The following is a 13,444-nucleotide window of genomic DNA, read 5'->3' as shown; positions in this document are numbered from 1 at the left end:
CGACCTACGACCGGTCTCGCAGGGCGGATAAGCGAAACAGGCCGGGAGGCCGCAAGCACCGCGATGGTCCCGGGCCAACCCGGCTCAGTCGCTCGCCAGCTCCGGCCGATCACGAAACTGTTCCAGCGCGTCGGGGTTGGCCAGCGCCTCCAGGTTCCCGACACTGCGGCCGTGGATCACGTCGCGAACGGCAAGCTCCACGATCTTGCCGCTGCGCGTGCGAGGCAGCTCTCCCACCTGGAGGATCTTTGCCGGCACATGCCGCGGTGTGGTGTTCTCGCGGATCACCGCCCGGATGCGAGTGCGCAGATCCTCGTCCAGCGTCAGGCCTTCGCGCAGCACCACGAACAGCACCACGCGCTCGCTGCCGCGCCACGACTGACCCACGGCCACACTCTCCAGCACCTCCGCCAGCGCGTCCACCTGCCGGTAGATTTCCGCGGTGCCGATGCGCACGCCGCCCGGGTTGAGCACGGCGTCCGACCGCCCGTGGATGATCAGTCCGTCCTGTGCGGTGATCTCGGCATAATCCCCATGGGCCCATACGCCGGGATAACGCTCGAAATAGGCCGCCCGGTAGCGCGAGCCGTCGGGATCGTTCCAGAAGCCGACCGGCATGGAGGGAAAGGGCGCGGTACACACGAGTTCCCCCTTGCGTTCCCGGACCGGCCGGCCGGCCTCGTCGAAGACCTCGACGGCCATGCCGAGGCCGCGGCACTGGAGCTGCCCCCGGTACACGGGCAGGACGGGGTTGCCCAGCGCGAAGCAGGAGATGATGTCCGTGCCTCCGGAGATGGACGCCAGATGCACGTCAGCCTTGACGTCCCGATACACGTAGTCGAAGGACTCCGGAGCCAGCGGCGAGCCCGTGGACAGGATGGTGCGCAACGGTTCCAGGCGATGGCTGGCGCGCGGGCGCACCCCTGCCTTCTCGAGCGCGGCGATGTAACTGGCGCTGGTCCCGAACACGGTGATCCCCTCGCGCTCTGCGAGATCCATGAGTGCGGTTGGGGCCGGATGAAACGGCGAGCCGTCATACAGCACCAGCGTCGCGCCGGTGGCCAGTGCGCTCACCAGCCAGTTCCACATCATCCAGCCGCAGGTGGTGAAGTAGAACACCCGGTCACCGGGGCCGATGTCCGTGTGCAGCAAGTGCTCCTTGAGATGCTGCAGCAGCGTGCCCCCGGCCCCGTGCACGATGCACTTGGGCTTTCCGGTGGTGCCCGAGGAGTACATGATGTAGACGGGGTGGTCGAACGGCAGCTGGGCCGGCTGCGGCATGCCTGCCTGGGAGGTCTGCATGTACGTGTCCCACTCCACGGCGCCCGGCACTTCCGCGACGTCGACGCTGTCCTGGACATAGGGAAACACCACCACGCGGCGCAACCCCGGCAGCTGCGCGGCCACGCGGGCGAGGCGCGCTCGCGAGTCGAAGGTTCTGCCCTTGAAAAAGTAACCGTCGGCCGAGAACAGCACCTTCGGGTTGATCTGCGCAAAGCGGTCGAGAACGCCCTGCTCGCCGAAATCCGGCGAGCACGAGCTCCAGACCGCACCCAGGCGTGTGGCCGCCAGCATGGCGATGACCGCCTCCGGCCGATTCGGCACGAAGCCCGCCACGCGATCCCCCGGTTCCACGCCATCGCGGTGCAGCGCCGCCGCCAGCCGTTCCACCTGCGCGTGCAGTTGGGCATGACTCAGCTCCCGGCGCGAACCGTCCTCGGCACAGGCGATCAGGGCAGGACGGTCATCACGGCGACGCAGCAGATTTTCGGCAAAGTTGAGCCTGGCGCCGGCAAACCAGCGGGCCCCGGGCATGCGGTCCGGTGCCCCGAGCACCGACGACCAGGGCTGCGAAGCGCGCACCTCCCCATAACGCCACACGGCGGACCAGAACCCCTCCGGATCGGCCACCGACCAGGCGTGCAACGCCGCGTAGTCTGTCGCATCCGCCGACGCCTCGCGCACCTGCCGCATGAAGGACATCATGTGTGTGCGCTCGATGCGTTCCTGTGGGGGCGTCCACACCGGTCTGCTCATCCTCTCTCCTCCCGCGAGGGGTGGTCACCCACCCGCGACTTGGCGTTAGCCCGGATATTGCATCAGGGATCACGATGCGAGATGCAATATCCGGGTTAAGCTTAAACTGTATGAGCCCGGGAGACCGCCCGGGTTTCACTTTTGACGGTGCAGCCAAGGGTCCGCATGCCATGACTCCCGACGACAGCTACTCTCCCCGCGTACAGCTCAATCTCAACGCCCGAGGGCTGCCGCAATCGGCCACGCTGGCGATTAACGAGCGCTGTGCGGCCATGCGCCGCGAGGGCCGCTCGGTGTTTCGCATGGGCCTCGGACAGTCCCCGTTTCCGGTGCCGGAGCCCGTGGTCGAGGCCCTGCGCGCCAACTCGCACCAGAAGGATTACCTGCCGGTGAAGGGCCTGCCGGAACTGCGCCAGGCGATCGTGGACTATCTCCACCGCCATGAGGGCCTGAGCTTCTCGGCCGACCATGTGCTGGTGGGCCCGGGCACCAAGGAGCTGATGTTCATCGTGCAGCTGGTGTATTACGGGGACCTGGTCATCCCGACGCCCAGTTGGGTCTCCTACGCACCTCAGGCGCATATCATCGGCCGTCACCTGCGATGGCTGCCCACCCACCCCGAGACGGGCCTCGGCGTCACGCCCGAGGCGCTGGATGCCCTGTGTCGCGTGGATCCCGATCGGCCGCGGCTGCTGATTCTCAACTCTCCAGGGAATCCCACCGGGAGCGCCTACGCAGTCGAGCAGTTGCAGGCCATCGCCGAAGTGGCGCGTCGTTACCGGGTGCTGGTGCTCTCGGACGAGATCTACAGCGGCCTGCATTTCGAGGGCAAGCACGTCTCCATCGCCCGCTTCTACCCCGAGGGCACCATCATCAGCAACGGTCTTTCCAAATGGTGCGGGGCGGGGGGCTGGCGTCTCGGCGCGCTGGCCTTCCCGCGTTCCCTGACATGGCTGCTGGAACCCATGGCCAGCGTGGCCAGCGAGACGTTCACGTCCACCAGTGCGCCGATCCAGTACGCCGCGGTGCGCGCCTTTGAAGGCGGCCCGGAGATCGAGCATTACCTCACACAGTGCCGACGCATTCTCCGGGCCATCGCCCACTACACCTGGGAAAGCGTCCGCGCGGTCGGCGCGGTGGCCACCGAACCCAAGGGTGGCTTCTACCTGTTCCCCAACTTCGACCCCTTGCGAGAGCGCCTGGCAAGCCGCGGCATCACCACCAGCGAGCAGCTCTGCCTGCATCTGCTGGAAGACACCGGCGTCGCCTGCCTGCCTGGTGAAGCGTTCGGCCGCCCGCTGGACGAACTCTCCGTGCGCCTCGCGCTGGTGGACTTCGACGGACAGAAAGCCCTCGAGGCAGCCGAGTCCCTGCCCGAGGGCACAGATCCCGACAACGAATTCCTGCGGCGCCACTGCGGCGACGTCGTCGAGGCCGTCGACCGGCTCTGCGCCTGGGTCAGCTGACCAGCCGGCAAAGGCTCGCCACCGTTCGTAGCGAGGCGTCGAGATGCCGCTGTGGCGGGCCACATGCGGGTGCCCCCACCTATTCAGTCCAGTGCCATACTCCAGGGTAAATGCGGCTGCCCGTGAGCAGGTCGACGCATGCCCATACGCCCGGCAAGCACTGTATTGATCGCCCTGCTGGTGGTCATGCAGATAATGGCGCACGCCATGGCCTCACATCCCCCGGAGGAGCAGCTTGTGTTCGTGGTGGACGTGGAAAACGACGCGTTCGCCCGCACCGACCGCTACTACACCAGCGGACTTCGCCTCACCTGGGTGCGGCCAGCCGACCATGAACCCGAATGGGTGCACCGGCTGGCCCGGGGCACGCCCTTGCTGTCCGACGAGGCCCGGCTGGGCCTCACCACGGCCATTGGCCAGAGTATCTACACGCCCGCGGACAAGGACGCGACCCCGCCCGACCCGGATGACCGTCCCTACGCCGGCTGGCTGTACGTCACGATCGGTGTGGACGCACTCACGCAAGCACGTCTGGACCGTCTTCAACTGACGCTCGGCGTGGTCGGCCCCGCTTCCCTCGGGGAACGCAGCCAGCGCCTCATTCACGACATCAAGGGAGAAGATGCGCCCCAGGGCTGGAGCGATCAGCTGCGCAACGAGCCCACGCTGATGCTCAGCTATGAGCGCCAGTGGCACGCTCTGGCGAGCCGCCCGGACCGGGGCTGGGAAGCGGACCTGACGCCGCACGCCGGGGCAAGCCTGGGTACGCCATTCACGTTTGCCAACGGGGGCTTCATGATCCGTGCCGGGCGGGACCTGCCCATGGACTACGGCCCGCCGCGTATCCAGCCCGGGCTTCCGGGTTCGGGGCTCTTCGAGTCACGCCCTGGACGGTGGGGCTACGGGTTTGCCGGGGTGGATGTTCGACTGGTGGGCTACGATCTGCTTCTGGACGGCAACACCTGGCGCGACAGCCCAAGCGTGGACAAGGAGAGAATGGTGGGCGACCTGTATCTTGGCCTGGCGCTGGGATTCGAACACCTCAGGGTGTCCTACACACACGTGTGGCGCACGCGGGAGTTTCGCACCCAGGATCAGCGACAGACCTTCGGTTCGCTGTCGGTTTCGTGGATTCATTGATTGGGCGTGGGGTGAAAGGCGTTTTGCCACAGAGGTCACAGAGGTCACAGAGAAAAAATCACTGAAGACCAATCGGCATTCAGCGCGGAGGTACCGGGCATCGCCCTGCCAGGATCAATGATCACGCTGAACTCATCGCAGCTTCGTATTTGGCGAGCGACGCCTTGGTCTTGTTGTTCTCTGTGACCTCTGTGCCCTCTGTGGCAAAAGCCTTTCGACTTACGCCTCACCCAAAGGCCCACCTACCGCTTCACATCCACCTGCGAGATATCGCGCACCGCGCCGCGGGCCGCAGATGTGGTCATCAGTGCATAGGCCCTGAGTGCCTGGCTCACCGCCCGCTGCCGATTCACCGGCTTCCAGGCGGCTTCCCCTTTGGCCTCCATGGCCTCGCGCCGGCGCGCCAGTTCCGCGTCGTCCACGGCGATGCGGATGCTGCGGTGGGGGATGTCGATCTCGATGGTGTCGCCCTCCTCCACCAGGCCGATGTTGCCGCCCTCGGCGGCCTCCGGCGAGACGTGGCCGATGGACAGGCCCGACGTGCCCCCGGAAAAGCGGCCGTCGGTGACCAGCGCGCAGGCCTTGCCCAGCCCCTTGGACTTCAGGTAACTGGTGGGATAGAGCATCTCCTGCATGCCGGGCCCGCCCCGTGGGCCTTCATAGCGGATGATCACCACGTCGCCTTCGCGGATGCGATCCCCGAGGATGGCCTCCACGGCCGCATCCTGACTTTCGAAGATGCGGGCCGGGCCGGAAAAGGTGAGGATCTCGGCGTCCACGCCCGCGGTCTTGACGATGCAGCCCTCCGGGGCCAGGTTGCCGTAGAGCACGGCAAGGCCGCCGTCCTTCGAATAGGCGTGTTCGATGTCGCGAATGCAGCCGCCGGCCCGGTCCAGGTCGAGATCGTCCCAGCGCCGATCCTGGCTGAAGGCCGTCTGGGTGGGCACGCCGCCGGGCGCCGCCAGGTAACGCATGCGCGCGTCGCCGGCCTCGGCGCGGATCACGTCCCAGTGGTCCAGGGCCTCGCCCATGGTGGCGCTGTGCACGGTCCTTGCCTCGCGATGGATCAGGCCGCCCCGGTCCAGCTCACCCAGAATCCCGATCACGCCCCCCGCCCGGTGCACGTCCTCCATGTGGTATTCCTGGGTCGCCGGGGCCACCTTGCAGAGATTGGGGATCCTGCGCGACATGCGGTCGATGTCCGCCATGGTGAAGTCGACTCCGGCCTCGTGGGCGGCGGCCAGCAGGTGCAGCACCGTGTTGGTGGAGCCGCCCATGGCGATGTCCAGGGCCATGGCGTTCTCGAAGGCCTCGAAGGTGGCGATGGACCGGGGCAGGACCGTGTCGTCATCCTGCTCGTAATAGCGTTTTGCCAGCGCCACCACCAGGCGGCCCGCCTCGAGGAACAGTTCCTTGCGGTCAGCGTGGGTGGCCAGCAATGAGCCGTTGCCCGGCAGCGACAGGCCCAGGGCCTCGGTCAGGCAGTTCATGGAGTTGGCAGTGAACATCCCCGAGCATGAGCCGCAGGTGGGGCAGGCGGAGCGTTCGTACTCGGCCACGTCCTCGTCCGTGGCGTTCGGGTCGGCCGCAGTGACCATGGCATCCACCAGGTCCAGGTGGATGACCTTGTCCTTCACGATCACCTTGCCGGCCTCCATGGGGCCGCCGGAGACGAACACCGTGGGGATGTTGAGCCGCAGGGCAGCCATGAGCATGCCGGGGGTGATCTTGTCGCAGTTGGAGATGCACACAAGGGCGTCGGCGCAGTGCGCATTGACCATGTATTCCACGGAATCGGCGATCAAATCCCGGGAAGGCAGGGAATAAAGCATCCCGCCATGACCCATGGCAATGCCGTCGTCCACGGCTATGGTATTGAATTCCTTGGCCACACCCCCGGCCCTCTCGATCTCCCGGGCCACCATCTGGCCCAGGTCCTTGAGGTGCACATGCCCCGGCACGAACTGGGTGAAGGAGTTGGCGATGGCGATGATGGGCTTGTCGAAATCGCCGTCCTTCATGCCCGTCGCGCGCCACAGGGCCCGGGCGCCGGCCATGTTGCGGCCATGGGTGGTGGTGCGGGAACGGTACTGGGGCATGACGGACTCCGAAGAAGGTATCCTTGGACGAACCCGTGATTTTACACCGGCGGAGGGCCAGTCACAGCATGCCCTCGAAACCGGCGGGGGATCGCCCTAGGAGCCTGTCGGANNAGTCCGACAGGCTCCTAGGATGGGGCATTCGCCCCGCGCCCACGGGGCCGGCAGGTACCGCCTTCAAATCGACACTTGAACCGGAGCAAGACCATGACCCTGACCTTCGACGTGCAGAATATCCAGTGCGGCGGGTGCGCCGCCAGCATCCGCAAGGGCCTTTCCGAGGATTCCCGGGTTCAGGACGTATCCGTCGACATCGAACAGGGTCGGGTGAGCGTCGAGGCCAGCGAGGACATCCGTGCCGAACTGGCCGCACGCCTGACCCAGCTGGGCTTCCCGGAAAAGCCGGCGGCCTGAAAAACCCGATCAACCACGAAGCGCACGAAGGTCACGAAGATTTCTTAAAAGACAAAGAATTTTTCTCGCCAAGACGCGAAGCCCGCAAAGAAGACCGTATTTTTTCTGAGAATTTCTTGGCGTTCTTTGCGCCTTTGCGAGAGAAATGCTCTTTTCTTCGTGCCCTTCGTGTGCTTCGTGGTAAGAAAACGCCAATGCACGCAACACCACCAAAGCAGGGGACGACAGCACCATGAGCCAGACCAAGATCCTGTTGGACGAGAACGAGATCCCGACCCACTGGTACAACGTGATGGCGGATATGCCGAACCCTCCGGCACCGCCCCTGGGTCCGGATGGCAAACCGGTGAGCCCCGAGATGCTGGGCGCCATCTTCCCGCCGGGCATCCTGGAACAGGAGATGAGCACCGAGCGCTGGATTCCGATCCCCGACGAGGTGCGCGAGATCCTGCGCCTGTGGCGCCCCTCACCGCTGTACCGGGCGCACCGGCTGGAGGCCGCCCTCGGCACCCCGGCGAAGATCTATTACAAGTATGAGGGCGTCAGCCCCGCCGGCTCACACAAGCCCAACAGCGCGGTGGCCCAGGCTTACTACAACCGCGAGGCGGGCATCCGCCGCCTGACCACCGAGACCGGCGCAGGTCAGTGGGGTTCCTCGATCGCCCTCGCCGGCCAGATGTTCGGCCTGGAAGTCCGGGTCTACATGGTGAAGGTGAGCTACGACCAGAAACCCTTCCGTCGCTCCATGATGGAGACCTGGGGCGCCGAGGTGCTGGCGAGCCCCACCGACATGACCGAGTCGGGGCGCAAGATCCTGGCCCAGGACCCGAACTCCCCCGGCTCGCTGGGCATCGCCATCTCAGAGGCGGTGGAGGAGGCGGCGTCGCGCCCCGACACCAACTATGCCCTGGGCTCGGTGCTCAACCACGTGGTACTGCACCAGACCATCATCGGCCAGGAAGTGAAGAAGCAATTCGAGAAGGTGGGCGATTACCCGGATGCCATCTTCGCCCCCTGCGGCGGCGGCTCGAACTTTGGGGGCGCCGCGTTCCCGTTCCTGGCCGACAAGGCGGCGGGCCGCGAGGTGCGCCTGGTGGCCGTGGAGCCCACCTCCTGCCCCACCCTCACGCGCGGGCACTACGCGTATGACTTCGGCGACAGCGTGGGCCTCACGCCGCTCATGCTCATGTACACCCTGGGCCATGATTTCGTGCCCCCGGGCATCCACGCCGGCGGCCTGCGCTACCACGGCGACAGCCCGCTGGTCTCGCAGCTCTACAAGGAAGGGCTGATCGAGGCGGTGGCGGTACCGCAGATCGCCACCTTCGACGCAGGCGTGCAGTTCGCCCGCACCGAAGGCATCATCCCGGCACCCGAATCCTGTCATGCCATCCGGGCCTGCATCGACGAGGCCCTGCGCTGCAAGGAGGCCGGCGAGGCCAGGACCCTGTTCTTCAACCTCTCCGGGCACGGCCACTTCGACATGGCCTCCTTCGACAAGTATTTCCGCGGCGAGCTGGAGGACTACGCGTATCCCGAGGAGGCCATCCATGCGGCGCTGGAGCGGCTTCCCAAAGTGGAGACGGCGTGAGGTGAAAAGGCAAGGCAATGGACAGGATTGACAGGATGAAATGCGGATGAACAGGATGAGGACGTGTGAACCCGGTCATCTCGTTGCGTTGATGCACGACCGCCGGATGCTCTTCCTCATCGCCTGTATCTTTCCAATCCTGTTCATCCTGTCCATTCCCGGCGCACCGGCACTTGGCGATGCCCCGGTCATCGAACTGCGTATCGATGCGCACCGCATCACCGCCGAGGTCGCGGACACGGAGCCGTTGCGCCGGCACGGGCTCATGTTCCGTGAGCACCTGCCCGAGAACCACGGGATGCTGTTCGTCTGGAACGAACCGGCCCGTTATGCCATGTGGATGCTCAACACCCCCCTGCCCCTGTCGGTGGCCTTCATCGACGCGGACGGGCGCATCGTGAACATCGAGGACATGCAACCCGACACCACCCGAACCCACCAGGCCGCCGCCCCGGTCATCTACGCACTGGAAATGGAACAGGGCTGGTTCGCGGCCCGCGGTATCCGTGCCGGGGATCGGGTTGGGGGGTTGCCCGAATAAAGGCCATCTACCACGAAGCCCTCGAATATCCGAAGCAAGAAAACCCCTTCCTCTCGCGAAGACGCGAAGCCCGCAAAGAAGTTCTCTTTATCAAAGAAATGATCTCTTTGGGGTTCTTGGCGCGCTTTGCGTCTTTGCGAGAGAAATATCTTTTTGACTTTCTTCGTGTCCTTCGTGCGCTTCGTGGTAAATAGCTTCCTTCAGCGCTTGCGCTTGCGGTCGAGGCGGCGCAGGAAGTCTTCCATGATGCGCCGGTATAGATCGTCCTTGATGACGGCGTCCTCGATGCCGGCGTCCAGGTTCGGGTTGTCGTTGACTTCGATGACCATCACGCCCTTGCGGGTCTCCTTGAGATCCACGCCGTAGAGGCCGTCGCCAATGAGGTTCGAGGCGCGAAGTGCCGTCTTGACCACCCTGGGCGGTGCGTCCTCAACGGCCAGGGTACGAAAGCCCCCCTGGCGCGGACTGCCCTTTGCCTTGTGGTTGACGATCTGCCAGTGCTTGCGGGACATGAAGTACTGGCATACGTACATGGGCTGCTTGTTGAGGATGCCCACGCGCCAGTCGAACTCCGTGTAGGCGAATTCCTGGGCCAGGATCAGGTCCGAGTCCCTGAACAGCCCCTTGGCCGTCTCCTCCAGCTCCTGGCGGTTGTCGGCCTTGAACACGCCGCGGGAAAATGAACCGTCCGGGATCTTGAGCACCACGGGGTAACCGATGGCCTCCTCGGCGGCCAGCAGGTTGTCGCGGTTCAGGATCAGGGTGCGCGGTGTAGGCACCTTGTGAGACGCCAGCAGTTCCGCGAGATAGACCTTGTTGGTGCACTTGAGGATGGAATCGGGGTCATCGATGACCACCATGCCCTCGCCGTCCGCCTTGCGGGCGAAGCGGTAGGTGTAGTGGTCGATCCGGGTGGTCTCGCGAATGAAGAGCGCATCGTACTCAGCGAGCCTGGAAAAATCCTTGCGGTCGATCAGATCCACTTCCAGGCCGACCGAACGCCCGATGCGCATGAAGTTGTTCAGGGCCGTGCGGTTTGACGGCGGCAGGTCCTCGTCGGGGTTCTGAAGGATGGCCAGATCGTACTTGTAACCGCGCGCTCCCCGCGGCTTGCGCCATGGACGCTTGAGGTAGTTGTCCAGGGCGGCGAAGAAATCGGCCTCCTGGTCCTGCGTGAGCGCGTGCAGCGACAGGGGCTTGATGGCATCGATGCGCCACTGGCCGGCCAGCCTGAACTCCACCTTGAACAGAGGTGCCCGAAAGAAGGAAAAGAGTTGTTGCGCAATCTCCTGCATCTCCTTGGGCGCGCACTGGCCGAAGAACACCGTCATCTCGAACGCAGTGGGCTGCAACCCCGCGCGCTTGCGACCCAGCACCTTCGCCACCTTGCGGTCGATATCCTCGGTGTCCAGGCTGTAGATGGACTTGCGCGAGAGATCCTGCAGCGTACGCACCGTGGGGATGACCTTGTGGTTGCGGGCCTCGGCCAGCAGCGAGCAGTAGTAGCCGACACTCAGGTAGCGGCTGCTGCGGCAGAGGTTGATCACGCGCAGCTGCCCCGAGCCGTTTTCCGGGGCCCTGGTGAGATAGTCCCGGGCGAGCATCACGGGATACTCGGGAAAGTGGGGTTTCCAGTCCCCGGGCTGTTCGATCAGTAACACGTGGTCCGACATACGGGCTCGCAGCTCCCTCAGGGCAACGTATCGGTTTTCGGATAGATCACCAGCACGGCCTTGAGGCCCGCCTTGCCGTAGCGGGCCATGCGCTCAAAGTCGCGCCGGGGGATCGGCATGTTGATGGAATCCAGCGCCGTCTCGCCGGCCTCATAGTCCACGAACGGGTCATGCACGTATATGAAGTGGTCGTCAAACCCGGTCACGACGACCCAATGCGGGAACTTCTCACCGTAGATCCGGTAGGAGCTGATCAGCACCACCGGCACGCCGCCGGCGTCGAAACGGGCCTTGAGATCGTCCACGCTCAGGGAACCGTACGTGAGCGGAATGCCCAGCGACTGGATCTCGTCCAGCATGTCCTGCTGTACCAGGCGCATGACTTCCTTCTTCTCCTCGCTGCGCACGGAGTCCAGCAGCGGCATGCGCTCGTCGTTGATGACCAGCTCCACGCCGAACTCCCGGTGGGCCGCCGACAGGGCCAGCCCATAGGGGCCGCAGCCGCCGTGCCCGGAGGTCATGAAGATGGTGGTGGCCTCCCGCCAGATGCGCAGCTCCAGCCTACGGTCCAGCTCCACGTTCGGCTCCAGGGCCTTCATGGCCATCATCACCGCCGACGGGCCACAGGTGAAGTCCAGGGTCTGCTCGTAGAACGGCACGCGGACCAGGTCGGGGCTCAGGTGAGACGCCAGGGATTTCTCGTAACGCCACGCATCCATGTGGTCTTCGTAGTAATCTCCATACTCTCCGAACGGCTTGTAACCCAGGCGCTCGAACAAGGCGATGGAAGCCGCGTTGTCCTTGCGGACCTCCAGCCTCAGGTAGGCGCAGTCGCGCTCCCTGGCGGCCGCCTCGGCCGCCTCCACCAGGGCCTGACCGATACCGCGACCTCGGGCACGTTCATCTACCGCAATGGAATAAAGGCGCGCCATGGACGTGCCGCGGCTGAACAGCAGCAGCACATAGCCGTTCAGGTCGCCGTCCGCCTCACTGACCAGCACATGGGCGTTGGCCTTGGTAAGCATGTAGCGGAACTGGCGGCGGGAAAGCCGGTCGGTGGTGAAGCAACGTTCCTCCAGGGCCACCAGGGCGGGGATGTCGGAGACGTCGGCTGGGCGGATGGTCACGAGGCAGGTACAAGGGCAAAAGTACAAGGGGAAAGGGGGGGAACAACCAGGCCGATCATGGGCCTCGACAAAGGCCCGGTCAATGGGGAGAGGGAAAAGGATGGCTCACCTTCGCACCCCCTTGTACCTCGTATCTTGTACCTTGTACCTTCACCCCATGAAACAGCTCCCCAAACTCGACCACATGCTGCGCCGCCTGATCGGGATCCCCTCGGTCAGCAGCGTGTCGCCCGAATTCGACATGGGCAACCGGGGGGTGATCGACGAACTGGCCGGCTGGTGCGAATCCGCCGGGTTCGCGGTGGAGGTCACGCCCATTGACGGCAACCCGGACAAGGCAAACCTCGTGGCAACCCTAGGCAAGGGGCCCGGGGGACTGGTGTTGTCCGGCCATACCGACACCGTGCCCTGTGATCCGGAACTCTGGAGCCAGGATCCGTTTCGCCTCACCGAACGCGACGGACGCCTCTACGGTCTTGGCACGACGGACATGAAGAGCTTCCTTGCACTTGCCCTGGAGGCAGCGCGCTCCTTCGACCCCGCGGACTTTCAGCAACCGCTGGTCCTGCTCGCCACCGCGGACGAGGAAAGCTCCATGTCGGGGGCCCGGGCCATTCGCGCAGCCGGCCGGCCGCTGGGTCGCCAGGCGGTGATCGGCGAACCCACGGGCCTTCGCCCGGTGCGCATGCACAAGGGCATCATCATGGAAGGGATCCGCATCACGGGGCGTTCCGGCCATTCCAGCGATCCGCGGCTCGGCAACAACGCGCTCGAAGGTATGCACCGAGCCATCGGCGAGATCCTCGCCTGGCGCGATGAACTGCAGGCCCGTTACAACAATCCCCTGTTCAAGGTGGCCGTGCCCACCCTCAACCTGGGCCACATCCACGGCGGGGACAATCCCAACCGCATCTGCGGTCACTGTGAAATGCACATCGACCTGCGCCCCCTGCCGGGCATGGATCTGGACGAGTTGCGCGAGGCCCTGAATGCACGCCTGCAACGGGCACTGGGTGATACCGGGCTCGGTTTGGAGGTGTTCCGTCTGTTTCCGGGTACGCCGGCCATGGAAACCCCGGCGGACGCGCCCCTCGTGCGCGCCGCAGAATCGCTCACCGGCCATGCGGCGGAAGCCGTGGCCTTCGGCACCGAGGGCCCCTACCTGCGCGAACTGGACATGGACGTGGTGGTGCTCGGACCCGGCGACATCGACCAGGCCCACCAGCCGGACGAGTACCTTTCCATGGATCGCATCGAGCCAACCCTGAACCTGCTGCGTTCGCTGATCAGGGGGTTCTGCCTCTAGGAGAGGCTGGCGAACTCCAAGTCAAGAGCATTTCGAACCCCGCTGCGCGG

Annotated in this window: 11 protein-coding genes; 6 read left to right on the top strand and 5 right to left on the bottom strand. The window is 65.1% G+C overall.

Annotated features, from left to right (window positions below; genetic code table 11):
• Positions 1–84: 84 nt before the first annotated feature.
• Positions 85–2,037, bottom strand: a complete 1,953-nt coding sequence (locus tag B1C78_RS13845; protein WP_077279762.1) for an acetoacetate--CoA ligase — start codon at positions 2,035–2,037, stop codon at positions 85–87.
• Positions 2,038–2,207: 170 nt separating this feature from the next.
• Between B1C78_RS13845 and B1C78_RS13840 the strand changes: the two genes are divergently transcribed.
• Both B1C78_RS13840 and B1C78_RS13835 read left to right on the top strand, forming a co-directional pair.
• On the top strand, positions 2,208–3,503 hold the full coding sequence (locus tag B1C78_RS13840) for a pyridoxal phosphate-dependent aminotransferase (protein WP_077279793.1): 1,296 nt from the start codon (positions 2,208–2,210) through the stop codon (positions 3,501–3,503).
• Positions 3,504–3,698: 195 nt separating this feature from the next.
• Entirely contained in the window at positions 3,699–4,643 is a 945-nt protein-coding gene (locus tag B1C78_RS13835) for a lipid A deacylase LpxR family protein (protein ID WP_425443980.1), read from the top strand.
• 242 nt (positions 4,644–4,885) lie between these two features.
• On the opposite strand, the gene ilvD is transcribed toward B1C78_RS13835, so the two are convergent.
• On the bottom strand, positions 4,886–6,742 hold the full coding sequence (gene ilvD, locus B1C78_RS13830; RefSeq protein WP_077279761.1) for a dihydroxy-acid dehydratase: 1,857 nt from the start codon (positions 6,740–6,742) through the stop codon (positions 4,886–4,888).
• 207 nt (positions 6,743–6,949) lie between these two features.
• Here ilvD and B1C78_RS13825 point away from each other — a divergent pair, with 207 nt between their 5' ends.
• Complete coding sequence (locus tag B1C78_RS13825; protein WP_077279760.1) at positions 6,950–7,156, top strand: heavy-metal-associated domain-containing protein; 207 nt, start codon at positions 6,950–6,952, stop codon at positions 7,154–7,156.
• Positions 7,157–7,165: 9 nt separating this feature from the next.
• Here the strand turns inward: B1C78_RS13825 and B1C78_RS17760 are convergent, their stop codons facing one another.
• Positions 7,166–7,390: a hypothetical protein gene (locus B1C78_RS17760; RefSeq protein WP_217698040.1), complete on the bottom strand. Its 225-nt coding sequence runs from the start codon at positions 7,388–7,390 to the stop codon at positions 7,166–7,168.
• On the opposite strand from B1C78_RS17760, the gene B1C78_RS13820 reads away from it, so the two are divergent.
• Complete coding sequence (locus B1C78_RS13820; protein ID WP_077279759.1) at positions 7,389–8,747, top strand: TrpB-like pyridoxal phosphate-dependent enzyme; 1,359 nt, start codon at positions 7,389–7,391, stop codon at positions 8,745–8,747. The two genes, B1C78_RS17760 and B1C78_RS13820, sit on opposite strands and share 2 nt — an antisense overlap.
• A 106-nt stretch (positions 8,748–8,853) precedes the next feature.
• Positions 8,854–9,288: a DUF192 domain-containing protein gene (locus tag B1C78_RS13815; protein ID WP_245795433.1), complete on the top strand. Its 435-nt coding sequence runs from the start codon at positions 8,854–8,856 to the stop codon at positions 9,286–9,288.
• A gap of 200 nt (positions 9,289–9,488) precedes the next feature.
• Here the strand turns inward: B1C78_RS13815 and B1C78_RS13810 are convergent, their stop codons facing one another.
• Both B1C78_RS13810 and B1C78_RS13805 read right to left on the bottom strand, forming a co-directional pair.
• Positions 9,489–10,961: a RimK family protein gene (locus B1C78_RS13810; RefSeq protein WP_077279757.1), complete on the bottom strand. Its 1,473-nt coding sequence runs from the start codon at positions 10,959–10,961 to the stop codon at positions 9,489–9,491.
• A 17-nt stretch (positions 10,962–10,978) separates the two neighbouring features.
• Complete coding sequence (locus tag B1C78_RS13805; RefSeq protein WP_175628316.1) at positions 10,979–12,088, bottom strand: GNAT family N-acetyltransferase/peptidase C39 family protein; 1,110 nt, start codon at positions 12,086–12,088, stop codon at positions 10,979–10,981.
• A gap of 157 nt (positions 12,089–12,245) precedes the next feature.
• Between B1C78_RS13805 and argE the strand changes: the two genes are divergently transcribed.
• Positions 12,246–13,394 carry an acetylornithine deacetylase gene (gene argE / locus B1C78_RS13800; RefSeq protein ID WP_077279756.1) on the top strand — a complete coding sequence of 383 codons (1,149 nt, stop codon included), beginning with the start codon at positions 12,246–12,248 and terminating at the stop codon, positions 13,392–13,394.
• Positions 13,395–13,444: the final 50 nt, after the last annotated feature.

Origin of the sequence: Thioalkalivibrio denitrificans (genome assembly GCF_002000365.1) — a bacterium.
GTDB classification, from domain to species: Bacteria; Pseudomonadota; Gammaproteobacteria; order Ectothiorhodospirales; family Ectothiorhodospiraceae; genus Thioalkalivibrio_A; species Thioalkalivibrio_A denitrificans.
The sequence above is the reverse complement of the archived record's forward strand: the minus strand, read 5'-3'. Positions and strand labels throughout refer to the sequence as shown.

What these genes read in the sequence shown, in the direction of transcription:
- B1C78_RS13810 (WP_077279757.1), bottom strand. Translation starts at nt 10,961, where the DNA reads ATGTCGGACCACGTGTTACTGATCGAACAGCCCGGGGACTGGAAACCC.
- argE (WP_077279756.1), top strand. Translation starts at nt 12,246, where the DNA reads ATGAAACAGCTCCCCAAACTCGACCACATGCTGCGCCGCCTGATCGGG.
- B1C78_RS13840 (WP_077279793.1), top strand. Translation starts at nt 2,208, where the DNA reads ATGACTCCCGACGACAGCTACTCTCCCCGCGTACAGCTCAATCTCAAC.
- ilvD (WP_077279761.1), bottom strand. Translation starts at nt 6,742, where the DNA reads ATGCCCCAGTACCGTTCCCGCACCACCACCCATGGCCGCAACATGGCC.
- B1C78_RS13835 (WP_425443980.1), top strand. Translation starts at nt 3,699, where the DNA reads ATGGCGCACGCCATGGCCTCACATCCCCCGGAGGAGCAGCTTGTGTTC.
- B1C78_RS13820 (WP_077279759.1), top strand. Translation starts at nt 7,389, where the DNA reads ATGAGCCAGACCAAGATCCTGTTGGACGAGAACGAGATCCCGACCCAC.
- B1C78_RS13815 (WP_245795433.1), top strand. Translation starts at nt 8,854, where the DNA reads ATGCTCTTCCTCATCGCCTGTATCTTTCCAATCCTGTTCATCCTGTCC.
- B1C78_RS13845 (WP_077279762.1), bottom strand. Translation starts at nt 2,037, where the DNA reads ATGAGCAGACCGGTGTGGACGCCCCCACAGGAACGCATCGAGCGCACA.
- B1C78_RS17760 (WP_217698040.1), bottom strand. Translation starts at nt 7,390, where the DNA reads ATGGTGCTGTCGTCCCCTGCTTTGGTGGTGTTGCGTGCATTGGCGTTT.
- B1C78_RS13825 (WP_077279760.1), top strand. Translation starts at nt 6,950, where the DNA reads ATGACCCTGACCTTCGACGTGCAGAATATCCAGTGCGGCGGGTGCGCC.